Here is a 23,110-nt window from a genome sequence, read left to right as displayed (position 1 = left end):
GAGTGACGCAAGTCTGCCTGAGCAAGTTCTGCCTGTGAACCAAGAATCCCCGCGCATGGCAGGCCGGGGAGTGTCAAACGATTAGCAGCTGCAAGCGGCGAGCAACGGATATGATAGCCCGCTATGATCGTGAGAAATTCGCGATCATTTTGCCAAAAACTGATGCAGAAGAAGCTTGGCTGGTAGCAGAAACAATTCGAGCTTCTGTAAAAGCCCTAGGCATAGTCCATGCTGCTTCAACAGTCAGTAAATTCGTCACGCTTAGTATAGGAGTTGTAAGTGTTATTCCTTCTGCCAAATTATCTGCATCTGATCTCCTGACAATAGCCCACTCATCTGTTGAGCAGGCAAAGCAGGAAGAATGCGATCGCGCTTTTGTCCCGATCTTGGGGCGCGATGCTTCCTCTGGAAGCCACCCAAAGGGCGATGGGCTACGCCCCGCCCAAGGCGATTGCACAGGTGCCAGTACCCTAAAGGGCAATCGCGTTGTGATATCAAATCCGGTAGCATCTGAATTATAAAAAAACCACAGAGACGCTGAGGGCGCACCAGAGAGAGGAAGGAGAAATCATTCCTATACAAACGGATTTGATATGATTCTATCACTCTAAAGTCTTGTAACATAGTGGTGCTAAGCTTAAAGGCAGCATCTAAACACCAAACTGGCTAATCAATATGTTTTGGCGGCGATTGGCGGCTGTACTTTCGCTCATGAGTGTCTTGTTTTGTGCCTCCCCTGCACTGGCAGACTGGACTCATCCTATGTCATTTAGCAATGCAGACTTGACAAATCGCGATTTTTCTGGTTAAAGTTTGCAAGCCGCAGAGTTTTCTAACGCTAATATGGAACTGACTAACTTCACGGGCGCTGACTTGCGAGGAGCAATTTTGAGTGCTTCTGTAATGACGAAATCTAATTTGCACAAAGCAGATTTAACAAATGCAATGGTAGATCAGGTAAACTTAACAGGGGCAGATTTGAGCGATGCTGTTTTAAAAGAAGCTCTCTTGTTCCGCGCTACATTTAATAATGTAAATATTACTGGTGCAGATTTTACTGACGCAATTCTAGATAAAGCGCAAATTAAGGAACTGTGCCAAAAAGCAAGTGGCGTAAACTCTAAAACTAACGTGGAAACTCGTAATTCCTTGGGGTGTCGATGAAGCGTGTTGGTGTCATTGGTGGCGGACAATTGGCATGGATGATGGCAGATGCCGCAAAGAAGTTGGGAGTAGAATTGGTGGTACAAACTCCTAGCATCAACGATCCAGCTGTATCCATATCAGTAGAGAACATTTTTGCCCCTGTGGATGATGCTAACGCTACGGCGGAACTCGCTAAGAAATGCGATGTCATCACCTTTGAAAACGAGTTTGTTGACATAGAAGCTTTATCAAAGTTGGCACAAGGCGTTTGCTTCCGCCCTCAACTCGAAGCTTTGACTCCGCTTTTAGATAAATATCACCAACGCTGCTATTTACGCGATTTGGGTTTACCCGTTCCTCGATTTGTCGCTTTAGACTTGGCTTTTGCTGAAGATGATGCCACTTTCAGCCAACTGGGCTTTCCTGTGGTTCTCAAAACCCGACGCCACGGTTATGACGGTCAGGGGACTTTTATAATCAAGGAAATAGAAAGTTTAAAGCAAAAATTAGAATCTCTTAACATAAAAACTGTCGAAAGTCAAGAAAATTTTCTTTTAGAAGAATATATTCCTTTTGAACGGGAATTAGCAGTCATTGCGGCGCGTTCTTTTTGTGGCGAAGTTGTCATTTACCCAGTTGTAGAAACCCAGCAGGAAGAACAGGTGTGTCGCCGAGTTATTGCACCCGCTGATATTTCACCAAAGGTGGCTGTTGAAATAGAAAAGATTGCCCGCACTTTACTAAATAGTCTCCAAGCTGTGGGAGTTTTTGGCATAGAGTTATTTCTTACGCCAGATGACAAGGTGCTGGTTAATGAAGTTGCACCGCGCACCCACAACTCAGGGCATTTCTCTATGGATGCCTGCGTGACTTCTCAATTTGAGCAGCATCTGCGAGCAGTTTGTGGTATGGAGTTAGGTAACACTGCCATGATTTGCCCGAGTGCTGTTATGGTTAACCTCTTGGGGTATGAAATTTCCCAGAGTGATTATATGAGCAAGCGCCAGCAAATAGAGCAAATTCCTCAAGCACACGTTCACTGGTACGGGAAAACTCAATCGCGTCCTGGGCGCAAGCTAGGACACGTCACCGTTTTGCTTGATAGTCACAATCGAGAGCAGGCTATGGCGAGCATCGCCCGAAATATAGAATCTATCTGGTATCGGAATTAAATATGCCAAAAATTTTCATCTGGGCACACACAACAGATTTTTGAAAGCTATAATAGTTTTGTTGCACTGCAACGTTGGTGACTGCCATAAAGTTTTTTGATCTATGTCCGAAAAGAAAAGGGAACCAAACAATTCTCGTGGCAGTAGACCGGGCTAAGTACCCGGAAACTTTAAACGAGAGACATCGGTACCCACCTGGTTTATCCAGGTCATAAACTTAGGTAAAACGGCGTCGCGGTCGACAAAAATATAAAGCTCCCTTGGTCAATTACGACATGGGAGCTTTAATTATTAAAATGAGTCAATGCCCAACGGAGGCGGGTGTAGGGGTATAAGGGTGTAAGGGTGTAAGGGTATAGGGGAACCCCAGAACGCGCAGCTCCTTGGGCTTGTATCGTGTTGGGTGAAAGGACTGTGCATTTCCCCTACACCCCACCGCCCTACGCCCTAACACCCCTTGTTGGTCAAATAGCAACTTATGAAAAAATAAAATATGATAAGTAAACAAACTTTATATGCATTTGTGCAGATCTACACATCCATAAGCTTGTTCTAGACTTCATAATTTATAAATAATGTTCCTATCTTGTCAAGGAAAATCTGTGTAAAGTCATCCTAATCAAGATACCAATAAGAGTTAAAATCGCAACAATTAAGCTAAATTTTGGTAAAAGCTGTAAAAAATTGTTAAAAAACCTGATGAATGCCGCGTTTCCAGCCTCGGTTTTCAAACTAGACAACGGTTTAACCTTGATTCATCAAGAAATTCCTACTACCCCTGTAGTTGTGGCAGATGTTTGGGTACGTGCAGGTGCCCACTTAGAAAAAGAACCGTGCTTCGGTATGGCTCACTTTTTGGAACATATGATTTTTAAAGGGACTGCGACGCTAGCGCCAGGGGTATTTGATCAGAAGATTGAAAATCGGGGTGGAGTAACCAATGCCGCGACAAGCCACGATTACGCCCATTACTCTCTCACCACAGCTGCGGTGCATCTAGAAGATACTTTGCCTCATTTGGCAGAGTTGCTACTCAATGCGGCAATACCAGAAGATGAATTTAGCCGCGAACGGGATGTTGTGCTAGAGGAAATTCGTCAATCACATGATGATCCAGATTGGATAGGATTTCACGCTCTGATCTCTAGTGTCTACCAACATCATCCTTATGGACGTTCTGTGTTAGGTAGTGAGCAAGAATTGATGCAGCAATCTCCAGAGATCATGCGCTGCTTTCACCGCAATCACTACCAACCAGAAAACATGACGGTGGTGATTGTCGGCGGAATACCCGAAGAATCTGCTGTGAAATTAGTCAAAAAAACATTTGTTCATTTTGGCGATCGCTGCTGTGATTGTCCGGAAAAAAAAGAAGTGACACCAGTGATAGCTGGAATTCGCCGTCAAGAACTTCATTTGCCTCGTTTAGAACAGGCGCGGTTGTTAATGGCGTGGACTGCACCTGGAGTAGAACAACTTTGCACTTCCTATGGTTTAGATTTGCTGTCTGTATTACTGGCGGAAGGGCGGACTTCCCGTTTAGTGCGCGATTTGCGCGAAGAGCAGCAATTGGTACAGGGTATTTGCAGTAATTTTTCACTGCAACGAGACGCAAGTTTATTTACAATTACAGCCTGGTTAGAACCAGAAAATGTAGAACGGGTGGAATCGTTAATTCGCCTTCACTTGAATGATTTAATATCGAACCCAATAAGTGAGCAGGAATTAACACGCTGTCAACGGTTGCTGTGTAACGATTATGCCTTCTCAACCGAGACACCAAATCAACTTGCAGGGCTTTATGGATACTATAACACCATCGCCCAAGCTGAATTAGCAGTGACTTATCCCTGGCAAATTCAATCTTATAGTGCAAAAAAACTGCAAGAATTAGCACAAGAGTATCTTTCACCCAATCATTACGCGGTTACAGTACTCAAACCCTGTTAGTCATGAGTCATTCGTCATGAGTTATTAGTAGCAAAAACAAATGACAAAAGACATAGACGCCCGTAGGGGAACCGTAAACCCTGCGGACAGGCTATGAATTGCGCGTAGCGTCTCCGACGGGACAAGGAAAGGTAGGACAAATAACAAATGACAAAGGACAAATGACAAATGACAACATCTGTGCAAAAATCGCATATTCATCGCACTGTATTGAACAATGGCATTGTGGTGCTGGTGGCAGAAAATCCGGCTGCGGATATTGTTGCAGCACGGATTTTTATCAGGGCTGGGAGTTGTTATGAAAACCAGGAGCAAGCTGGGTTAGCACATTTGCTATCAACGGTACTTACAAAAGGCTGCGAGGGACTTTCGAGTTTGCAGATTGCAGAACAAGTCGAGTCTGTCGGGGCGAGTTTGGGCGCAGATACCGCTACTGATTATTTTTTGCTGTCGTTGAAGACAGTCACGTCAGATTTTGCAGAAATTTTGAGTTTGGCGGCACGGATTTTGCGATCGCCGACATTTCCAGAAACAGAGGTAGAACTAGAACGCCGTATTGCCCTACAAGATATTCGCTCGCAACAAGAGCAGCCGTTTACCATTGCCTTTGACCAATTGCGGGATGCCATGTATCAAAACCATCCTTATGCAAGGTCGGCATTGGGAAATGAAGCCACAATGAGCAGCTTAACTCGGAAAGACTTAGTGCAGTACCATCAGACTTATTTCCGTCCAGATCATGTCGTGATTAGTATTGCTGGACGAATCACACCAGAAAATGCGATCGCTCTTGTGGAAGGAGTTTTTGGAGATTGGCAACACGCAACTCAGCCGGTGCAAAAACTAGATTTACCAGAACTCAACGTTAAACCCCAAATCAAAATTAAGCCCCAACAGACACAGCAGTCCATCGTCATGTTAGGTTATTTGGGACCATCGGTGCTATCTGCTGATTACGCTGCATTGAAGTTGCTCTCTACTTACTTGGGAAATGGTCTTTCCAGTCGCTTGTTTGTGGAATTGCGCGAAAAACGCGGCTTGGCTTACGAGGTATCTGCATTTTACCCAACACGGCTCTTTCCAGCATCATTTGTTGTTTACATGGGTACAGCACCAGAAAATACCCAGCTAGCCCTTTTTGGTTTGCAGACAGAAGTTGACTTACTATTCACCACGCAGCTAGAGGAAGATGCACTCCAAGCGGCTAAAAACAAAATACTAGGGCAGTACGCCTTGGGCAAACAAACCAACGCGCAAATCGCTCAGCTATATGGCTGGTATGAAATTTTGGGACTAGGAATTGATTTTGATCACAACTTTCAGGAAACAATTGCCTCTGTCACTGCTCTTGATGCAATGACGGCTGCTTCCCGATATTTACGGGAACCTTATGTGTCATTAGTCGGTCAAGAGGAAGCGGTGAATAGTGCAATTGTGTATTTCAATTCCTAATAAAGATTGAGAATACCGCAACTATAATAGTTGCATTATACACCAATTACCGATAAGTGTATTAGCATGAGATTACCCAGGGGCAATTTCCATGAAAGGCAGCATGAAAACAAGTATCTTGAGTGACTTAGGGTTTCTCAACCCGTCCGTAAATTGCTGTGGAATAAAAAGGGAGCAGAGGTATAAATCCTTGTTCGGGGTTGAAATACTGCTGTACTGTGCTGTGTCTGGACTCCTTGGCTTCTCTGCTACAGTATCGGTTGCAGCTCAACCACAACAAATCGCACAGACAACTTCGCCTGAAGCCATCAACCGTCCGACTCTGCAAGTTGGTAGCAAAGGAGAACGTGTCACGGAACTTCAAGCAGCTTTAAAACTTTTAGGCTACTACACAGGGACAGTAGATGGGGTTTATAACGAAAGTACCGTCCTCGCTGTTTCCCGCTTTCAACAAGCTGCGGGTTTGAAAGCAGATGGCGTTGTTGACGCAACGACTTGGCAAAGACTCTTTCCAAACGATCCAACGGTAGCGTCTTCTGGATCGTCACCCAACACAAGCAGGTTTCCTGTTCCGTCTGGGACTTCCAACACCAATAGGGTTGTTGTTCCTAGTTCTGAAAGATCTACAACATCAACTGCAACTACCGACACCACAGTTGAGACTTTCAACCCGGAACCAAGATCTACAACTTCAACGACAACCACTAGCATCAGAGGAAACAATTCTAAACCAGAACCAAGACCTGCAACTTCAACGACAACCACCGACACCACAGGTGCTACTTCCAACCCGGAACCACGAGCTGTAACACGCAATACAACGACCAGCACCAGAGCAGAGAATTCCAAACCGGAACCACGAGCTGTAACACGCAATACAACGACCAGCACCAGAGCAGAGAATTCCAAACCGGAACCACGAGCTGTAACACGCAATACAACGACCAGCACCAGAGCAGAGAATTCCAAACCGGAACCAAAACCTGCAACACGAAATACAACTGCTAGTTCACAAAGGACGTACACACGACAATCAACGTCTACTCGTGGCGCGACTCGTTCTGAGCAAACAGCTCGTATTTCGCCAAGCGATCGCGGCTCAACCACTCGTTCTAGGCAAACTTCTCGTACTCAAGGGAGCGATCGTCCTAGTTCAACGACTCGTACTGAGCAAATCTCTTCAATTCAATACACCTCAGAAGGATTAGCGATTTTACGTCTAGGGGCGCGTGGTTCTGAAGTTACTAAGTTGCAAAGACGACTGCAAAGGCTCGGTTTCTTGAATGAGGGCGATGTTGATGGCAATTTTGGCGCAGCAACCGAGGCTGCGGTGATAGCTTTACAAAAGCGCTATGGTTTGGATGCTGACGGTGTTGTTGGTGGAGGAACTTGGGAGGTTCTCATGCGACGGCGCGGAGGATAAACAATTCAAAATTCAAAATATAGCAATCCTAAATCATTGGTGAACAACAAGATTCCCGACTTCGCAGAAGTTGTCGGGAATCTTAGCCAAGTAGCTAAATTTTAGCTTTTGGAAAATTGGCTCTATATTTTTATAGAAACCGTTGCAAAGTTGAATTGAAACCAACCGTTGTAATACGATAAAGATACCCCCAAGAACAAGGTATTATTAAATGCCAGTGCCTAAAAAGTCTATTCTTTTTAAGAAAAAATAATAAAAACTAAGAAGATTCTAAAAAAACTTATGAGACACTTTTTATTAACTTGGCTAGGCACCGCAGTAGCATTGCTCATTACGGCTAATATTGTTCCTGGATTTTCTATAAAGAATTTTGTAGCTGCTCTTGTTGCTGCCATAATTATCGGGCTGGTAAATGCAATAATTAGACCTATTTTAAGTATTTTGACATTTCCTATTACCTTACTCACTTTTGGGTTATTTACATTTGTCATCAATGCTCTGACTCTATTGATAGCAAGCGCCTTGACTCCCCGTGAGCTTTTTGAAATTAGTGGTTTTGGGGCTGCTTTGTTAGGTTCAATTGTGCTAGCAATAGTTTCTAGTATTATTAATTATTTTTTAAGAAGAATTGATTGAAAGAATTGACTTTTGTAAGAAGTCTATTATCAATTAGTTTGGTAACATTTGAGCAACAGCTAGCGTTACCGCTCCTGGTTGCCCATCTAAACGGAAAATTTGTTTAGCAACTAGTAACCTCTCCCCTAACTTTTCTGTTGTTCCCTCACTCTCGGGAGACTCTAGGGGGGTGAACTCAGAGGCTGCACACAAAGCAGCAGCTTCCGCCACGCTAGGGGTTCTCACTTCTTTGGCGACAACTTTAGATGGGTTGGGGACTGAGACTTTGTTGAGAACATCAGAGGGAAAGGTTTTCAAAGGCAAATTGCGCTGCTGGCAAAGTTCCACTAAACCAACTTCATGAGATTTAAGATCAATGGTGGCAATACCTGCGATCGCACTTTCTGCCAGTTGATTTTCTCTAAAAACTTGCTCAATTGCCCTTTCAATCAACTGTCGTGAAGTTCCCTTTGTGCATCCAATTCCCACCCACAAAACCCGATGGCTGCTTGCTACTTCCATCATTTGCCTCTTTAATTTATACTTACTTAAAATTTTAAAATTATAAAGTTTGAGTAATTTTTTTGCAAAGAAATACAGTATTAATACCATCAATACTTTTGCCACTCATACGTAAGCCCATATAATTAGGAAAAATTGAAGCAGCTTGATACAGACTTTGATTCCAAGAATCTACCGCAAGTAAATACATTTCACGTTTAGCCAGGGTGAAATAGTCAACACAGGTGTATCTATCACTCGTTGTAAATTCAACAAAAAACACCAGTGTGGCAAATGACTACGGAAATAGAGCAGAAAAACGCCCTCAGAGTAAGTGGCGTAAGTCTTTTTATATCTCATTTCCAAATACACAGTTCACCTGCAGGAGCATAGTTGTATGGCATCAATCACAAGCTTAAAGACAAAAGTTAAAACCAAAGTCAAAAAGCTAACAGTATTATTTGGCAGTGCTGCTGTGATGGCATTGGGCATGAACGCCTCAGCAATGGCAGCAACAATGTACGATGTCACCAACTTAGGTAATGTAGGTCAATTTTATTTCAATTACGCCTTAGGCATTAATGATGCAGGTCAGGTGGTAGGTTATTCAGGTATTGTTCCTAATCGCGCCTTTTTATGGAACAGCAGCACTGGCATGACTGACCTCGGCACCCTTCCAGGAGGGAGGGACAGTTACGCGTATGGCATCAATAATGCAGGACAGGTGGTGGGGTCTTCAGATGGCCAGGGCTTTTTGTGGACCAGTAGCACTGGCATGACTGCCCTTGGTACGAGTGCTGCCAATGCTATCAATAATGCAGGACAGGTGGTGGGTGGGGAGAATCGCGCTTTTTTATGGAGTAGCAGCACCGGTAGTACTGATCTTGGTACCCTCCCAGGTGGGTCTTCCAGTCGCGCCTCTGACATAAATGATAATAGCCAGGTGGTGGGGACATCCAGTACCAGCAATGGCACATCTCACGCCTTTTTATGGAACAGCAGCACTGGTATGACCGACCTCGGCACCCTCCCAAACAAGAATTCCAGTTCTGCCTCCGCTATCAATAATGCAGGTCAGGTGGTGGGGAGTTCAGATAGCACCTTCAACGGTCGTCGCGCCTTTTTGTGGAGCAGCAGTACTGGCATGGTTGACCTCGGTCTGCCGCCAGGTCGATATCCTGCTTCCGATAATGACTCTAGTTATGCCAATGATATCAATGATTTAGGAGAGGTGGTGGGGAGTTCAGATAGCACCTTCAACGGTCGTCGCGCCTTTTTGTGGAGCAGCAGTACTGGCATGGTTGACCTTAACACCCTAATTGACCCTGGGATAAGGCTGGATACAGCAACAGCTATTAATAACAAAGGTCAGATTGTCGGTTATAGCAGAGCAGGTTCATATGACTATCGTGCTTATTTACTAACTCCTAAATCATCCACACCAGTGCCAGAACCCTTGACAACAGGCGGTAGCATACTTGCAGGAGGTGGTTTAGTCTATCTGCGTCGCCGCTATGGTCGCCTATATCGGTCGCAGAACAAGCCCCTACAAGAATAATTTTATTCACCACTGCTTCGACCATTCCAGACATTTGAGTACATTTGTACCGGGGGAAGTTCCGTTTCAACTGCATGACGACTCAACCACCTGGAGCCAACCCGGACAAATATTCTTACTCCTGCGCGCCTGCTACGCGCAGACTCCGCACGACACCGGGATAGTCATTAAACTCTGCAAGCATCAAAGCTGTATAACCACCCTGATTTTTGACATTCACGTCTGCCCCAGCCTGTAGCAACAATTGCACCGCCTCGCCATAACCCCGTGAAGCTACCCACATCAATGCTGTCGCCCCTGCTGAGTCTTGCAAATTCACATCTGCTTGCTTTGCCACAAGCTGGTGGATCACGCCTACATGGTTGCGTTCTGCTGCCTTAATCAAAGCGGTTTTTCCATCATCGGCTTTTGTATTGACATCAGCACCATAATCTAGTAATAACTTCACGATTTCAGTGTGTCCCTGCGTTGCTGCTAGTGTCAACGGAAACTCACCCAAGTTTTTTTCGTTCACATTCGCTCCTTGACGCAGCAGTGCTTCAACAATTTGGCTGTGTCCCTGCAAAGCTGCTAAAAGTAGCGGTGTATCTCCTAAATGGTTCCTGATTTGCACATTAGCATTTTGGCTGAGTAAGACTGCTACCACATCGGTATAACCTTCTACCACAGCAAGGTGCAAAGCTGTTTCTCCATCTTTATCTTGAAGATTGACATCAGCACCGTGAGCAAGTATTGCTGTTGCGATCGCACTATGTCCCGCTGCTGCTGCTGCTGATAAAGCCGTACTCCCATCAAGGTTTCGCAGCTTTACATCAGCCCCTGCTGCTAACAGTGCTTCCACAACTTCCAAATGTCCCAAGTCTGCCGCAACCATCAATGCGGTTTCTCCCTCTTCATCTTGAGCATTGACATCTGCATGAGTTTGTAGTATTGCTTGTACAACTGCGGTATGTCCAGCGCGTACTGCCACCTCAAAAGCTGTGTCCTCATCTTTATCTTTGACATCTACCTTGGCACCAGCAGCAAGCAAGGCTTGCACTACATCCGTGTGTCCTTTGAGGGCGGCTACCATCAAGGCAGTGCTGCCATCTTCATTCGTGGCATTGACATCCGCACCTCTAGAGAGTAAAAGCTTTACAATGTCAAGACTGTTAGCACTCGCTGCTAACATCAAAGCCGTCAACCCATAGCGCTTTCTTTTCAAGTTGATGTTGGCACCTGCATCAAGAAGCGATCGCACAATTTCCGTGTAGCCTAAATGAGCCGCAAACATTAAGGGCGTAGTGCCATCGCGATCGCCCGTGTCTACAACAGTATTAGCATTCAACAGTGAATGCACCTGCTTGATATCACCATTTTTAGCAGCCGACAGCAGCAAGATATCGTTATTTTTAATCATTAGTCATTGAGTCATTAGTCATTAATTGGGAGCCGGAAGGTGGAGATCACAACTGGTGGAGTTTTTCCGATCTCCCTCATCTGTCAATCTCATCTTCCCATCTACCTATTCCCAATTAGGTTATGCTAATTTTTATGAAGATTTAAGGATAAGGGGAACAGCTATGAATTTGGAACTTTCACCATCAGTAAAATACTGGTCAAACTTCTTTCACCCAGTCTTAATGTGGGCGCTCTTACTACTTTCGTTATATGCAGCATACCTAGGACTGCAAGTCCAACGTACCAGAAATGCTGAGGGTGAACAAAAGAAAGAATTAGTAAAAGGTAGATACAACGTTAAACACTACCAAATCGGCTCTATACTTTTGGCTTTGATGGTGACAGGCGCTGTTGGTGGTATGGCTGTCACCTACATCAATAACGGCAAGTTGTTTGTTGGACCTCACCTACTAGCAGGGCTTGGTATGACAAGTTTAATTGCCTTCTCTGCTTCTCTGTCGCCTTTTATGCAAAAAGGGGCAAATTGGGCGCGTATGACTCATATTTTGTTAAACTTTGCCCTTTTAGGTCTATTTGTTTGGCAGGCTCTTAGTGGCGTGGAAATTGTCCAAAGAATTCTCAGTCAAGCATAGTAATTAGTTATGAGTCAAGAGTCAATAGTCAAGAGGATTCTCCTGACTATTGACTCTTGACTTAGCGCTTTTTATTGGAATTGATCGGAAAGGGAATACCACATGATTGGTGAAAATTTTCCTGCACTTTGCGAGTCAAGCGGCGGGAAACTTGGCGGACAATTTGGTTAAGTAGGCGATCGCCTGTAGATTCAATTAAAGACTTGGGTAATCGCTGAATAAACTTGGGAAAGTGAATATCGACTGTCAAATCCAATTCCCATTCGACTCGTGTCATTTCACCAAAGCTGATTGAAGCATCGTTGACCACGTTTTCTACTAATCGTAGGGAAGAGCGGTAGTCTACATCATAACCAGGAGGCTGATAGTCAGGAACAGCGATCGTACGGGTACGGTAGACCCCTTCCTCTGGCGGTAATAGTTCCAAACCAATTTTTGGCTCTACTTCATAACCAAAAGCGCCAAAGCGACCGATGACTAAAGCATAGCCATTTTCCCCCAGAGGTTCCACTTTCATCGGTTCAGCACAGCGCGAAAACCATGAAGCGTGACTATCGAGATATTCTGCAACGGTTTCAGGTGCAGCGTACATTTCCATACAGTCGCTATAACGACCGTAAAACCTTGTTGGTGTCCCTACAGCTTTCTGTTGGGTTGCCTCAGGTGCTTCTTCTAGAGTCGATGTCACGGACAAGACTGCTTCAGTTGTTTCAAACGATTGATAATCCTGGTTTTTTGAAATCATAAAACGTTTCTTCTATAGTGAGAGCATTTGTCTAAATCAAGAATTCCCCTCGGAGGGACAAAGTTTCGCACTAAATCCCCATTTTGGCGGAAATCTCAATCATCTGTCATGTAGTTCATCTAATCTCTACATAATCTCTACAATAGAAAACTGAAAACCCTTCGGGTTCGCCAGTTCCCTACGGCGGGAAACCCGCCTTCAGGACTGGTCTCAACAGATACTAGTTTTCTAGGATAGCGCTTATTATGAAAGCATTAGTAGCAGGGGCAACAGGTGAGACAGGTCGCCGGATAGTACAAGAACTGATAGCGCGGAATATTCCCGTTCGTGCCTTAGTGCGGGATGTACAGCAAGCAAGGAGTATTTTGCCAGCGGACGCCGAGTTGGTGCAGGGCGATGTGTTAAAACCAGAAAGCATAACTGCTGCTTTGGGAGACAGCACAGTACTACTGTGTGCCACCGGCGCAAAACCAAGCTTTGACCCGACCGGACCTTATAAAGTGGATTATGAAGGAACTAAAAATTTGGTAGATGCAGCAAAGGCAAAGGGAATTGAGCATTTTGTCTTTGTTTCTTCTTTGGCTGCTTCTCAATTGTTCCATCCACTGAACTTGTTCTGGCTAATTTTGGTTTGGAAAAAGCAAGCTGAGGAATACCTCCAGAAAAGCGGTCTGAACTATACTATTGTGCGACCCGGTGGTTTAAAAAATGAAGATAACTCCAACTCAATTGTGATGCAAAATGCTGATACATTGTTTGACGGCAGCATTCCCCGGCAAAAAGTCGCCCAGGTTTGTGTTGAGGCATTGTTTGAGCCAGCAGCAAAAAATAAAATTGTAGAGATTGTTGCGAAGGAAAACACTCCCGCGAAAAGCTTTGGAGAACTTTTTGCGAATGTCGCCTAAGTTAAGTACTGGGTACTGAGTCAAAAGTTAATAGTATAATAGCTATTGACTTTTGACTCATTTTGTGAAAATTTCCTGAATGAGTGCGTCGAACACTGTTGTTATACTTTGATGACAATAGCAGGTAACTGTAAGGAGTCGGACTCTGAAAAAAGGCTTAGAACGCAAAGGCGGCGTTGAACAACTCATAGGACCAATAGCCGCGCTTCTTGGCTTCGTATGTTTGTTGCAGTGGTATGTCTTTGGAGATTTGCGATCGCATTCTGATCCCACCTTTGGCAACAAACAGCCTCCCTTAGTTATGAAAGGGGGCGACCCTTATATCCGCGCTTTAATGCGAACTATCTCAGCGAGTGAAGCAAGTAGCTTTCGTCCTTATTCAGTGTTGTATGGTGGACAGCACGTTGACAACCTCAGTCGCCATCCTCAGGTATGCGTCACCATTGTCACAGGTCCCAACAAGGGAAATTGTTCTACCGCTGCTGGCAGGTATCAAATCATTAATACTACCTGGTATAATCTAGCTCCTCGCTATCACCCAAAGCCAGGACAATTTATGTTTTGGGTGTCTTATAGTTTTGAACCAGAGTATCAAGACGCAGTGGTTTACCGCTGGCTGAGCGATCGCCAATTCTGGGGAACTGATATTTCTCAACAGTTGCGCCAAGGAAAGTTACAAGAAGTTTTGCGGCGGCTGTCTCCTACTTGGACAAGTTTGGGATATGGTATTGAAACTAATTCTATGAGTCGTTCTTTACCACAGATTTATCAGAAAATTTTGCAAGAAGAATTAAAGGCGGCTGGAAAATCAGTGTGAGGAATGCAGTAGGCATTTCTATAGCAGTCCGCCCTTGGATTTGTGAAATACCTCCCCCAAGTCTTCCTTGTCTTCGGGAGCATCCCAAATGTTTGAGTTTATTTTAAAACGCAAAGGGTCGCAGAGGTTGGCGCAAAGGAACACAGAGTGTGAATCAGAGCTACTTTGTTTTGCGTTTTGAAAAAATTGGGATGCTCCCTTGTCTTCCCTTTTTCACAGAATCAAAGAGGATTGCTATATGTGTTGGCTGTCCTCATCATTTTCTCCAATATCTGCCAACCCATGACATTAGTCCTACTCAAGATTCCTACGAAAGTCATGTCGGGTTTATGACTTCCATACCTGTTGTATGACAGAGTGAATTTCTATCTTAGATATTAAGTCGGCTAAAAGTTGCACCGGCTGAATCCAAGATAATTGAAAGGAGATTTATTGATGAAACGCATTATCGCAGGTACAATGCTTGCTCTACCATTAGTTATTGCCTCGATACCAACACAGGCATCGGCATTCGAGGTTATCGTAAACCCTCGCGTTCACACAGTTCCAGCTAGAGCCGTAGTTGCTAGGCGAATTGAACGGCAGCGGTTTGAACGGCAGCGGTGGGTTCCTGCACATTGGGAGAGAAGACAAAACCGCCGGGTATGGGTTCCTGGTCACTATGAGCGTTACTAGGAGCAAACTGAGCTCAACTTGACCGATTTTTAGTTAACTTAGGGGATGTATGAAGGGTGCGAATACCTGGTTAGAGGCAATGCCCACATTAACTCTAACCAACTTACCGGTCAAGTTTAGGGAAGGCAAACAACTTTAAGCTAAGCAAGTATGAAATAAAGCTTTAATTAGAATTCTATAAAAGATTTAAAAGGTTCTACCTCAACGAAAAATATTTTGAGATTTTCAACAAATAACTTGACATTCTGAAAATGAATATTATGTCCAGAACTCTTAATAACTTTGAGCAAACAATATTTACAATTTTTAGTCATTTTTGTATTTAAATCTATAAATTTTTCATCATACTCTCCTGCTAATAAAAGCAAAGGATTTTTATTCTCCTTCAGTTTTGTCCATAAAGAATGTTGAGATCCAGTCCCCATTAATCGCAGTGATTTCGCTAATTCAATGGGATTATTTTGCAAACGAACTTCTATAAGGTGCTGAAATTGGGAATGATTTTTGATGGAGCCAAAAATAGGTTGGTTGTACCAGTTGGATAGAAAAACAGCAAAATCATTCTTATTAACGCTTCTTTCTAATTTTCTGGCTATTTGCTCATCACGTTTAACTCGTTCTACTCGTTCTGCTTCTGTTGACAAACCAGGAGAAGCTGATTCTAAAATCACTTTAGAAAAACGTTGAGGAAAATGTAGGGTGAGGTATAAAGCTAATCTCCCTCCCATAGAATAACCAACCAAAAAGCATTTGGTAATTTTTAAATCATTTAGTAAATTGATTACGGCATGGGCAGTGTTTGGCATTGTATAACACTCATCACCGCCCAAAACTTTGGTTTCTCCATGTCCAGGAAGGTCAACTGCCAGACAGTAAAATTCATGAGAGAGTAATGAGATAGCTTGATCAAATTCATGGGTGTTACCCATGAATCCGTGTAAAAAAAGAATCAGTGGTTTATCTGGATTGCCACTGAAAGAATAGTGAAATTGATAATTTTCAATCATCATATTTAGTTTAGAAATGGTGTGCTTTGCATATATTTACGAAATTAACTCCTGTTTTTTGAAAAATGCAAATTGCACACAAGTCCCCTAGGGTAAAAACCTATCCAATGCCGCTTTAAGTTGTTCCAGTTCAACTTCAATATCGCCCTCTTTTGCCGCTCTAGCAATACACTCTGTTAAATGTTCATCTAGGACAATTCGCGCCACCCGATCCAGCGCTCCCCGCACTGCGGCAATTTGGAGTAATACATCAGGACAAGGGCTACTTTGCTGCACCATTGTTTTGATGCCGCGAATGTGCCCTTCTATACGTGATAGCCGATTGACTATTCGCCGCAAAGACTCTTCGCTATGAACGTGAGAATGAACCGACTCTTCATGGTTATGAATGTGCTGTGTATTGTCTTTGTCTGTATCGTTAAAGAGGAAATCCTTATCCTGTTTAGAAGTAGGTAAGGACTGTTTTGTTAATCGGTTCGATCCATTCATAGGTTTTTACAGAGGTGCTGCCAGTAAATAAGATCCTAGCCTAGAGAAGAGAGGAGGGGATGGGGGGGGATGGGCAGTAGAGCGAGTGGAAGGAGTGGGGGACAATAACTAATATCACCTGATAATTTGATAAATCTAATCATAAATAACTTACATAATCCTAGATTTGGAGGATTAGGCAGAGGAAACGAAACCTGGAACAATCAGCGAACGTCAATCAACAGTGATTCTCATCAAACCTGCAAAAATAGTTATAGAAAGATTTTTCACGATTAAACAACAATTCGGCTGAAACATTAGGTTGTGGTTATGCGATCCAAACTACCCCGGTCAATACGCCAACTAAGTACTCATGTGTTAGCCATAATTTTGGGAGTTTTGCTAACTGTTGGTACTTTGCGAGTCTCACCCTCCCAAGCAGAACCTGCACCAAGTTCCGTGGCTGCTGAATCTCCACAACTCGTTGCCCAGAGGCAATCACCCGCGACTGGTGCTATTGGTAGTAGTAGCTTTGTCACAGCAGCAGTCAATCGCGTTGGTTCAGCAGTCGTCAGGATAGATACTGAACGCACAATTACCCGACGTGGCTCTGATCCGTTCTTTGACGATCCCTTTTTCCGGCGGTTTTTTGGTAACGGTTTCCAAGGGCAGTTGCCTCCTGAGCAATTACGCGGTCTTGGTTCTGGTTTTATTATTGATAAGAGTGGGTTAATTCTGACCAATGCCCATGTGGTGGACAAGGCTGATAAGGTGACAGTCCGCCTTAAGGATGGACGCAGCTTTGAAGGAAAGGTACAAGGCGCGGATGAAGTGACGGATTTGGCAGTGGTCAAAATTAATGCTGGTGGTGATTTACCAGTTGCACCCTTGGGTTCTTCAAATAATGTACAGGTGGGTGACTGGGCGATCGCAGTCGGTAACCCATTAGGATTAGATAACACCGTTACCCTAGGAATTGTCAGTACCCTCAGACGTTCTAGCGCCGAAGTTCGTATTCCCGACAAGCGCTTAGAGTTCATTCAAACCGACGCCGCTATCAACCCCGGTAACTCTGGTGGACCACTCTTGAACGGTCAAGGTGAAGTCATTGGCATTAACACAGCCATTCGTGGCGACGCTATGGGTATTGGGTTTGCCATTCCCATAGATAAAGCTAAAACAGTCGCAACCAAACTAGAACGAGGAGAAACAATTGCTCATCCATTCATCGGTGTGCAAATGGAAGAGTTAACGCCCGAACTAGCAAAGCAATTCAACTCTAACCCGAATTCTCCTATTCAGTTGCCAGAAATTAATGGTGTTTTGGTCAGGCAAGTGGTACCCAACTCCCCAGCAGCTGCTGCGGGAATACGTCCAGGGGATGTGATTGTTCAGGTTGATGGACAACGCATCACTAAGGGCGCACAGTTGCTTGACATTGTGGAAGCTAGCCGTGTTGGTCAGGAATTACAGTTGAAAGTACAGAGGGGCAACCGGACACAACAGCTATCAGTACGCACAGCTCAAATGCAAAATGCTTCGTAAAAATCTTGGACTTTGATAGAAACCCGGTTTCTTTTATTTAGAAACCGGGTTTTTTTTGTCAACGTCCTTTTGTCAGAAACTGACGCAAACTCAGCAAATTCAGAGTTTGCCCCAAAGAAAGAGGTAGAATTGTCACTCCCTCTACGCGGGACTGCACCCAACCTTCTCCCCAGTACCATTCGTGAAAGCCGTCTATTCCTTGACTCAGCAACAAACGCAGGCAGTTGGGACGTGCCACATCTACTTGATGATGAATCGAAACTGGTCCAATCCGGGTGGTAAACTCGAATCCAGGATGCAGTTCTTCTGGCATTGCGGTAGCAAAGCGACCTGAAGGGAGCCACTTTTCTAGTTCCTTCGGACGCAGCAGACTGTCGTGAATTGCAGTGAGGGATGCATCAACCTCTATCCGTATTTGGCTTTGTTGATAATTACCCAGCATTTTTCGTAATTTGTAATTTGTAATTCGTAATTCGTAATTGCTTCTCTAATTACAAATTACTATTTATTAATTATGAGTTAATTTCAGACTCCCATGCATTTTATACAAGGGATTCTTAGTTCTAGCCCACATCCCTTACAGGATATATATTCACTTTAGCGCTTTCCATATAGGCACATAGATAGCAATTCATTTGCGCGCGCGAGTATTTTCTTGCTCTATCTCGGCAAACATCTCTGCCTTAACCTTATTTAGGTTGACAAACTTCAGCTTAATTGTTAGCTTCGCTTGCTTGATGGCATGATTCTAGCTCACTCATTACACATATGTTTAAGTTAAGTTTTGTTATACTAAGATAACTATCATTCCCATGCAAAAAGCAGGGAATTTCGCTAAGACATTAAAGGCATAGGTTTTTTTCATGGCGGATCAATTAATTCGCGCCACAGCAGCTGAAGGCGGAATTCGTGCAGTCGGTGCAATTACCACACGCTTGACAGAAGAAGCACGACAACGTCATAAGCTTTCCTATGTGGCAACGGCTGCACTGGGTCGAACCATGACAGCAGGCTTGTTGATGGCTTCTAGTATGAAACGATCTGGGTCTAGAGTCAATATCCGGGTGAAAGGCGATGGACCTTTGGGTGGTATATTGATAGACGCAGGGTTAGATGGAACAGTACGGGGCTATGTAGAAAATCCAGATGTGGAACTGCCTCCGAATAGCAAAGGTAAGCTTGACGTTGGCGGTGCAGTTGGTAACGGTTTTCTTTACGTTGTCCGCGATGTAGGATACGGGTACCCATACTCCAGTACGGTAGAACTCGTTTCTGGTGAAATTGGGGACGACGTAGCTCACTACCTGATTACTTCGGAACAAACACCTTCAGCTCTTGTTTTAGGGGTTTTTGTAGGAGCAAGCGGGGTGACTGCTGCTGGAGGGTTACTGGTGCAAGTTCTGCCGAAAGCCGCTAGAGACGAAGCCCTAGTGGAAACTTTGGAATCACGGGTAGCCGGATTATCAGGGTTTACACCTTTGTTGCAAGCAGGCAAATCATTAACAGACATCTTTCAAGACCTACTGGGAGATATGGGGCTTACTATATTTCCCGAAAGCCAAATTCTACGCTACCACTGTGGTTGCTCCTTTGACCGCGTACTAGGAGCATTGAAAATGTTGGGTGAAGCAGAACTGCAAGACATGATTGTCAAAGATAATGGGGCTGAGGCAACTTGCCATTTTTGTGGTACAGTTTACCAGGCAAGTCGAGATGACTTGGCTCAACTTATTGTAGATTTACAAGCAGAGGCTTCAGCAAGGGTATAAAGTATAAAACAGTACTTTAAGAAAAGGGAAGACATGGTATAAGTGGAGGAAATATGATTGTGCAACAAGTAGCTTTTTGGTAACACAGAAAGTTACTATGGCAAGGGCAAAAGTTTGGATCTATAACAGATCGCTATTCTATTATTTTGGTGTGAGAGATGACACAGCGGGACATACCAGAAAGTTGGTTACCAGGCGAAGCAAGAGAGCCAGATAATAATATGACTAGAGCATCCCGAAAGCAACAACTTAGTGGAACTCATGCGTCTGGTGTCCCAGCTACTGGTTCTACTTTCAAGCAGGTCGTGAAACGCTCCGAACAAAGTGATTCAGAAGAAATAGCAGTAGAAAACGATCCAAAAGAAATAGTTTCAAACAGTAGAAGTAGTTGGAAATTGCCCAAATGGACCAAAAGCTGGGTGTTGTGGACGTTATTGTTAGCGTTGGTTCCTGGGGCGATCGCCTTCATGGCGACAGGGATGTTACTCAAGCTGCCATCTGCACCAAACTGTCCAGCGATTTTCTGGCCCTTAGCAAGTGCGTCGGTGCGGTTGCATTGCGCTCAACTAGCAGCTTCTAAGCAGACGGTGAAAGACCTTCTACAAGGGATCTCCCTCGTGAAGGAACTGCCAAAAAATCACCCGCTTCGTGGAGAGATTGACCGTTTGATAGAAGAGTGGTCACGCGATATTCTGCAACTAGCCGATCAGAGTTTCCAGGCTGGTCGGCTAGACGAAGCGATTGAAATTGCTCGGCAGGTTCCGCAAGAGGAATCTGCTTATCAATTAGCACAAGAGCAAATTTCTAAATGGCAGTCCACATGGTCGAAAGCCGAAGACACCTATAAAGAAGCAGAAGCTCAACTGCGCGAACAGAACTGGCACCAAGCATTTATGCTAGCCGCCAGATTGTTGCGTGTGAAGAATGAATATTGGACAACGACTAAGTACGACCAGTTGAACCGTCTGATTGTGAGTGCGCGCGAAGATGGTGATAAGTTAGCAAAAGCGAAAGGTTTCGCTGAAAATAGAGGAGTAGATAATCTCCTAAAAGCCATCCAACTGGCAGAGTCAGTTCAGCCGGACAGTTACGTTTATCAAAAAGCTCAGGAAGTTCTTCCAGAATTTGGACGCAAAATGCTGGAGTTGGCACAGGCAAAGCTGGATCGACGGGACGCAGACGAAGCGATCGCCATAGCCCAAAAAATTCCTCTCAGTACCAAGTTGCAGTCCGAAACAGAGGGCTTTATTACCTTAGCACAAGCGCAAAAGAATGCATGGTTAGGGACGGCTTCCGGTTTAGAGGAGGCAATTGCCCAAGCTCAACAAATAGATGCTTCCAAACCAGTGTATGAAAAAGCGCAAACACTCATTGCAGGCTGGCAACTAGAAATTCAAGATGTCGCCCATTTGGAGAAAGCAAGATCACTAGCAAGTCTTGGTTCAATTAACGATTACGCAGCAGCTATTGCTGAAGCACAACAAATTCCTGCTAACAACCCTCGCGGACAAGAAGCAAGAAAAGAAATTGGTGGTTGGGTTGCTCAAATACAGACCATCGAAGACCGTCCGTATTTAGATCGTGCTGAACAGGCAGCAATGCTTGAGGACGTGAACTCTCTACAAGCGGCGATCGCCGAGGCAAGTCAAATCCGGCGGGGTCGTGCATTGTATCGAGAAGCACGCACAAAAATTGCAAATTGGACGGCAAAGATTCAACGTATTGAAGACCAACCCTACTTGGATCGGGCAAAAGACTTAGCTAACGCTGGCGATTTACCCTCTGCTATTGCAACAGCCCAACAAATTGCCTCAGGACGAGCACTTTCGGGTGAAGCGCAAGCCGCAATAGATGACTGGCAAGGGCAAATTCGTGCCAGAGAAAACTGGAAGAAAGCGCGGGAAGTCGCAGTCACTGGGACTCCAGAAGCTTTGGCAGAGGCAATTAGGATCGCAAATAGACTACCCGATGGTAGTTCCTTACGCGGTGATGCTAATGTCGCTATTGACCAATGGAGTGAGCAATTGTTAGACATAGCCCGCGCTCAAGGAGAATCTGATATTCCTAGAGCGATTGAGACAGCCAGGCTAATTCCACGAGGAACTGCTGCTTATAGCGCCGCCAGAGAACAAATTAGAACATGGCGGGAATACCTCAATCCTCAGCCACAAGAATCTCCACAAGAATATCCACAAGAACCTGCACAAGAATCTTATCCTGAGCAACCAACGACTATCGAAGGGCAGTAATTCTTAATTGAACCCTATTGACATTTGCACAGACATACCACTGAGTAACCCAACCTACGTATGCGGACGTGAAATGTGTAGAATTTCTCCCATTGGGGAGAATCCTGCCCGTATGTAAATCCGCCCTTCTGCTTCATGAGCCGCCATTAGGAAAGCGACGGAAACACCCACGTCGAAGGCTTCACGCACTAGCCGGGTTGTCAGCGCGCCTGCCACACCGCGTCGGCGGAAGGGAACACGGACGCCGATACCCGCAATCTCTGTCATCCCACTATCCGGCACAGAACACACCCCAGCTCCCACGGGTTCGCCTGTCGCCGTGACACGCGCAAGGACTGCAATCTGTCCTGCTGCCAGACTCGCCCGAAGTCGTGCGACAGCATCAGAATCTGGCGGGGGAGCGCCGTAGGCTTCATTTTGAACTGCGACGGTGGCAAGTAGTTCCGCGTCAGTGACTGGCACGACCAATTCGATATCTGGAGGCAAGGGCAGAATCTGCTCTGAACCAGGAATGCAGGTCATGAGTTCAAGACGCCCCTCAACGACGAAGCCAGCAGTTAACAGCGCGCCCTCAACAGCTGGTGCGAGATGCGCAATGTATTCGAGGCGTGGTATCCGCGAACGTCGTTCGTAAGCGGTAATCAGAGCAGCAACGTCAGCAGACGACGGTGTGGCGACATCATCGGGAATAGCGTAGTTGAGGAACGGGTTGTCATTGTGGGGGCTAAAGGTTCCCAGGAATGGGCCAATTCGCTCTGTGCTGCGTTGGCAGCTTGCCGCAAATCGCAGGTATGCCTGAATCTGAGAGTCCATATAATATCATGTTCGCTTAATTGCCCATAATAAAACTTATTTGTAGTAAGGACTTCAGTCCTAGCTTAATCACTAAAGAGGACTAAAGTCCTCACTACGAACTTCCTGCCGGTTATATAGCGCAACTCAATTGAATGAAGTAATTATTTATCTGTGTCCATCTGTGTCCATCTGTGGTTCATTATTTCTTTGGTGTACCTTACTCCGGGTTCTTACCGAAAAATGGGGTTTAAAGCCCCGCCGTTTAGTGGCGGCTTTTTATTAACT

Annotated in this window: 23 protein-coding genes and 1 other RNA gene; 17 read left to right on the top strand and 7 right to left on the bottom strand. The window is 44.8% G+C overall.

Going from position 1 to position 23,110, the window contains the following annotated elements:
* Positions 1-80 precede the first annotated feature (80 nt).
* The 9 genes from AACT52_RS03950 (at position 81) to AACT52_RS03910 (ending at position 7,779) form a co-directional block, all read left to right on the top strand.
* The gene (locus tag AACT52_RS03950) at positions 81-521 is read left to right on the top strand and encodes a diguanylate cyclase domain-containing protein (protein ID WP_272937148.1); all 441 of its coding nucleotides are present in this window, start codon (positions 81-83) and stop codon (positions 519-521) included.
* A 154-nt stretch (positions 522-675) separates the two neighbouring features.
* On the top strand, positions 676-810 hold the full coding sequence (locus AACT52_RS03945; RefSeq protein WP_339374966.1) for a hypothetical protein: 135 nt from the start codon (positions 676-678) through the stop codon (positions 808-810).
* A gap of 3 nt (positions 811-813) precedes the next feature.
* On the top strand, positions 814-1,164 hold the full coding sequence (locus AACT52_RS03940) for a pentapeptide repeat-containing protein (protein ID WP_233154215.1): 351 nt from the start codon (positions 814-816) through the stop codon (positions 1,162-1,164).
* Complete coding sequence (locus AACT52_RS03935; RefSeq protein WP_073636138.1) at positions 1,161-2,318, top strand: 5-(carboxyamino)imidazole ribonucleotide synthase; 1,158 nt, start codon at positions 1,161-1,163, stop codon at positions 2,316-2,318. The genes AACT52_RS03940 and AACT52_RS03935 overlap by 4 nt, the downstream gene beginning before the upstream one ends.
* A 60-nt stretch (positions 2,319-2,378) precedes the next feature.
* A non-coding RNA gene (gene ssrS / locus AACT52_RS03930) (6S RNA) lies at positions 2,379-2,563 on the top strand.
* Positions 2,564-3,017: 454 nt separating this feature from the next.
* Positions 3,018-4,268, top strand: a complete 1,251-nt coding sequence (locus AACT52_RS03925) for a M16 family metallopeptidase (protein ID WP_073636137.1) — start codon at positions 3,018-3,020, stop codon at positions 4,266-4,268.
* A gap of 168 nt (positions 4,269-4,436) precedes the next feature.
* Positions 4,437-5,720, top strand: a complete 1,284-nt coding sequence (locus tag AACT52_RS03920) for a M16 family metallopeptidase (RefSeq protein WP_073636136.1) — start codon at positions 4,437-4,439, stop codon at positions 5,718-5,720.
* 103 nt (positions 5,721-5,823) lie between these two features.
* Positions 5,824-7,143: a peptidoglycan-binding domain-containing protein gene (locus tag AACT52_RS03915; RefSeq protein WP_073636135.1), complete on the top strand. Its 1,320-nt coding sequence runs from the start codon at positions 5,824-5,826 to the stop codon at positions 7,141-7,143.
* Positions 7,144-7,425: 282 nt separating this feature from the next.
* Positions 7,426-7,779: a phage holin family protein gene (locus AACT52_RS03910; RefSeq protein ID WP_073636134.1), complete on the top strand. Its 354-nt coding sequence runs from the start codon at positions 7,426-7,428 to the stop codon at positions 7,777-7,779.
* Between the two features lie 33 nt (positions 7,780-7,812).
* Here AACT52_RS03910 and AACT52_RS03905 read toward each other — a convergent pair whose 3' ends face one another.
* Positions 7,813-8,283: a cobalamin biosynthesis protein gene (locus AACT52_RS03905; RefSeq protein ID WP_073636140.1), complete on the bottom strand. Its 471-nt coding sequence runs from the start codon at positions 8,281-8,283 to the stop codon at positions 7,813-7,815.
* A 373-nt stretch (positions 8,284-8,656) separates the two neighbouring features.
* Between AACT52_RS03905 and AACT52_RS03900 the strand changes: the two genes are divergently transcribed.
* Complete coding sequence (locus AACT52_RS03900; protein ID WP_073636133.1) at positions 8,657-9,817, top strand: DUF3466 family protein; 1,161 nt, start codon at positions 8,657-8,659, stop codon at positions 9,815-9,817.
* A 115-nt stretch (positions 9,818-9,932) separates the two neighbouring features.
* Here AACT52_RS03900 and AACT52_RS03895 read toward each other — a convergent pair whose 3' ends face one another.
* Positions 9,933-11,216: an ankyrin repeat domain-containing protein gene (locus AACT52_RS03895; RefSeq protein WP_073636132.1), complete on the bottom strand. Its 1,284-nt coding sequence runs from the start codon at positions 11,214-11,216 to the stop codon at positions 9,933-9,935.
* Between the two features lie 163 nt (positions 11,217-11,379).
* Here AACT52_RS03895 and AACT52_RS03890 point away from each other — a divergent pair, with 163 nt between their 5' ends.
* Positions 11,380-11,850 carry a DUF4079 domain-containing protein gene (locus AACT52_RS03890; protein WP_073636131.1) on the top strand — a complete coding sequence of 157 codons (471 nt, stop codon included), beginning with the start codon at positions 11,380-11,382 and terminating at the stop codon, positions 11,848-11,850.
* 61 nt (positions 11,851-11,911) lie between these two features.
* On the opposite strand, the gene AACT52_RS03885 is transcribed toward AACT52_RS03890, so the two are convergent.
* Positions 11,912-12,595, bottom strand: a complete 684-nt coding sequence (locus AACT52_RS03885) for a DUF1997 domain-containing protein (RefSeq protein WP_073636130.1) — start codon at positions 12,593-12,595, stop codon at positions 11,912-11,914.
* 245 nt (positions 12,596-12,840) lie between these two features.
* Here AACT52_RS03885 and AACT52_RS03880 point away from each other — a divergent pair, with 245 nt between their 5' ends.
* From AACT52_RS03880 to AACT52_RS03870, 3 genes are all read left to right on the top strand, one after another.
* Entirely contained in the window at positions 12,841-13,500 is a 660-nt protein-coding gene (locus tag AACT52_RS03880) for an SDR family oxidoreductase (protein WP_073636129.1), read from the top strand.
* A 187-nt stretch (positions 13,501-13,687) separates the two neighbouring features.
* Entirely contained in the window at positions 13,688-14,317 is a 630-nt protein-coding gene (locus tag AACT52_RS03875) for a glycoside hydrolase family 24 protein (protein ID WP_198941102.1), read from the top strand.
* 435 nt (positions 14,318-14,752) lie between these two features.
* Complete coding sequence (locus AACT52_RS03870; RefSeq protein WP_083630794.1) at positions 14,753-14,992, top strand: YXWGXW repeat-containing protein; 240 nt, start codon at positions 14,753-14,755, stop codon at positions 14,990-14,992.
* Between the two features lie 167 nt (positions 14,993-15,159).
* Here the strand turns inward: AACT52_RS03870 and menH are convergent, their stop codons facing one another.
* Both menH and AACT52_RS03860 read right to left on the bottom strand, forming a co-directional pair.
* Positions 15,160-16,002: a 2-succinyl-6-hydroxy-2,4-cyclohexadiene-1-carboxylate synthase gene (menH, locus tag AACT52_RS03865; protein WP_073636126.1), complete on the bottom strand. Its 843-nt coding sequence runs from the start codon at positions 16,000-16,002 to the stop codon at positions 15,160-15,162.
* Between the two features lie 84 nt (positions 16,003-16,086).
* Positions 16,087-16,488, bottom strand: a complete 402-nt coding sequence (locus tag AACT52_RS03860) for a metal-sensing transcriptional repressor (RefSeq protein WP_073636125.1) — start codon at positions 16,486-16,488, stop codon at positions 16,087-16,089.
* A 309-nt stretch (positions 16,489-16,797) separates the two neighbouring features.
* Here AACT52_RS03860 and AACT52_RS03855 point away from each other — a divergent pair, with 309 nt between their 5' ends.
* Entirely contained in the window at positions 16,798-18,012 is a 1,215-nt protein-coding gene (locus tag AACT52_RS03855) for an HhoA/HhoB/HtrA family serine endopeptidase (RefSeq protein ID WP_073636124.1), read from the top strand.
* A 58-nt stretch (positions 18,013-18,070) separates the two neighbouring features.
* Here the strand turns inward: AACT52_RS03855 and AACT52_RS03850 are convergent, their stop codons facing one another.
* A complete protein-coding gene (locus AACT52_RS03850; protein WP_073636123.1) occupies positions 18,071-18,454 on the bottom strand; it encodes a hypothetical protein in 384 nt (127 codons plus the stop codon).
* Between the two features lie 421 nt (positions 18,455-18,875).
* Here AACT52_RS03850 and hslO point away from each other — a divergent pair, with 421 nt between their 5' ends.
* Together hslO and AACT52_RS03840 are read left to right on the top strand one after the other, a co-directional pair.
* On the top strand, positions 18,876-19,781 hold the full coding sequence (gene hslO / locus AACT52_RS03845) for an Hsp33 family molecular chaperone HslO (protein ID WP_073636122.1): 906 nt from the start codon (positions 18,876-18,878) through the stop codon (positions 19,779-19,781).
* A gap of 158 nt (positions 19,782-19,939) precedes the next feature.
* Positions 19,940-22,030 carry a chromosome segregation ATPase gene (locus AACT52_RS03840; RefSeq protein WP_073636121.1) on the top strand — a complete coding sequence of 697 codons (2,091 nt, stop codon included), beginning with the start codon at positions 19,940-19,942 and terminating at the stop codon, positions 22,028-22,030.
* Positions 22,031-22,084: 54 nt separating this feature from the next.
* Here AACT52_RS03840 and AACT52_RS03835 read toward each other — a convergent pair whose 3' ends face one another.
* Positions 22,085-22,843, bottom strand: a complete 759-nt coding sequence (locus AACT52_RS03835) for a GNAT family N-acetyltransferase (RefSeq protein WP_073636120.1) — start codon at positions 22,841-22,843, stop codon at positions 22,085-22,087.
* Between the last annotated feature and the right edge of the window lie 267 nt (positions 22,844-23,110).

The sequence above is a fragment of the Scytonema sp. HK-05 genome (assembly GCF_963872035.1).
Classification (GTDB): Bacteria; Cyanobacteriota; Cyanobacteriia; order Cyanobacteriales; family Nostocaceae; genus Kalymmatonema.
The sequence above is the reverse complement of the archived record's forward strand: the minus strand, read 5'-3'. Positions and strand labels throughout refer to the sequence as shown.

Coding starts and splice junctions, on each gene's coding strand:
- AACT52_RS03905 (WP_073636140.1), bottom strand. CDS start 8,283: ATGATGGAAGTAGCAAGCAGCCATCGGGTTTTGTGGGTGGGAATTGGA.
- AACT52_RS03890 (WP_073636131.1), top strand. CDS start 11,380: ATGAATTTGGAACTTTCACCATCAGTAAAATACTGGTCAAACTTCTTT.
- AACT52_RS03900 (WP_073636133.1), top strand. CDS start 8,657: ATGGCATCAATCACAAGCTTAAAGACAAAAGTTAAAACCAAAGTCAAA.
- AACT52_RS03895 (WP_073636132.1), bottom strand. CDS start 11,216: ATGATTAAAAATAACGATATCTTGCTGCTGTCGGCTGCTAAAAATGGT.
- AACT52_RS03945 (WP_339374966.1), top strand. CDS start 676: ATGTTTTGGCGGCGATTGGCGGCTGTACTTTCGCTCATGAGTGTCTTG.
- AACT52_RS03855 (WP_073636124.1), top strand. CDS start 16,798: ATGCGATCCAAACTACCCCGGTCAATACGCCAACTAAGTACTCATGTG.
- AACT52_RS03840 (WP_073636121.1), top strand. CDS start 19,940: ATGACACAGCGGGACATACCAGAAAGTTGGTTACCAGGCGAAGCAAGA.
- AACT52_RS03915 (WP_073636135.1), top strand. CDS start 5,824: ATGAAAACAAGTATCTTGAGTGACTTAGGGTTTCTCAACCCGTCCGTA.
- AACT52_RS03910 (WP_073636134.1), top strand. CDS start 7,426: ATGAGACACTTTTTATTAACTTGGCTAGGCACCGCAGTAGCATTGCTC.
- AACT52_RS03920 (WP_073636136.1), top strand. CDS start 4,437: ATGACAACATCTGTGCAAAAATCGCATATTCATCGCACTGTATTGAAC.
- AACT52_RS03850 (WP_073636123.1), bottom strand. CDS start 18,454: ATGCTGGGTAATTATCAACAAAGCCAAATACGGATAGAGGTTGATGCA.
- hslO (WP_073636122.1), top strand. CDS start 18,876: ATGGCGGATCAATTAATTCGCGCCACAGCAGCTGAAGGCGGAATTCGT.
- menH (WP_073636126.1), bottom strand. CDS start 16,002: ATGATGATTGAAAATTATCAATTTCACTATTCTTTCAGTGGCAATCCA.
- AACT52_RS03870 (WP_083630794.1), top strand. CDS start 14,753: ATGAAACGCATTATCGCAGGTACAATGCTTGCTCTACCATTAGTTATT.
- AACT52_RS03885 (WP_073636130.1), bottom strand. CDS start 12,595: ATGATTTCAAAAAACCAGGATTATCAATCGTTTGAAACAACTGAAGCA.
- AACT52_RS03935 (WP_073636138.1), top strand. CDS start 1,161: ATGAAGCGTGTTGGTGTCATTGGTGGCGGACAATTGGCATGGATGATG.
- AACT52_RS03925 (WP_073636137.1), top strand. CDS start 3,018: ATGAATGCCGCGTTTCCAGCCTCGGTTTTCAAACTAGACAACGGTTTA.
- AACT52_RS03860 (WP_073636125.1), bottom strand. CDS start 16,488: ATGAATGGATCGAACCGATTAACAAAACAGTCCTTACCTACTTCTAAA.
- AACT52_RS03835 (WP_073636120.1), bottom strand. CDS start 22,843: ATGGACTCTCAGATTCAGGCATACCTGCGATTTGCGGCAAGCTGCCAA.
- AACT52_RS03880 (WP_073636129.1), top strand. CDS start 12,841: ATGAAAGCATTAGTAGCAGGGGCAACAGGTGAGACAGGTCGCCGGATA.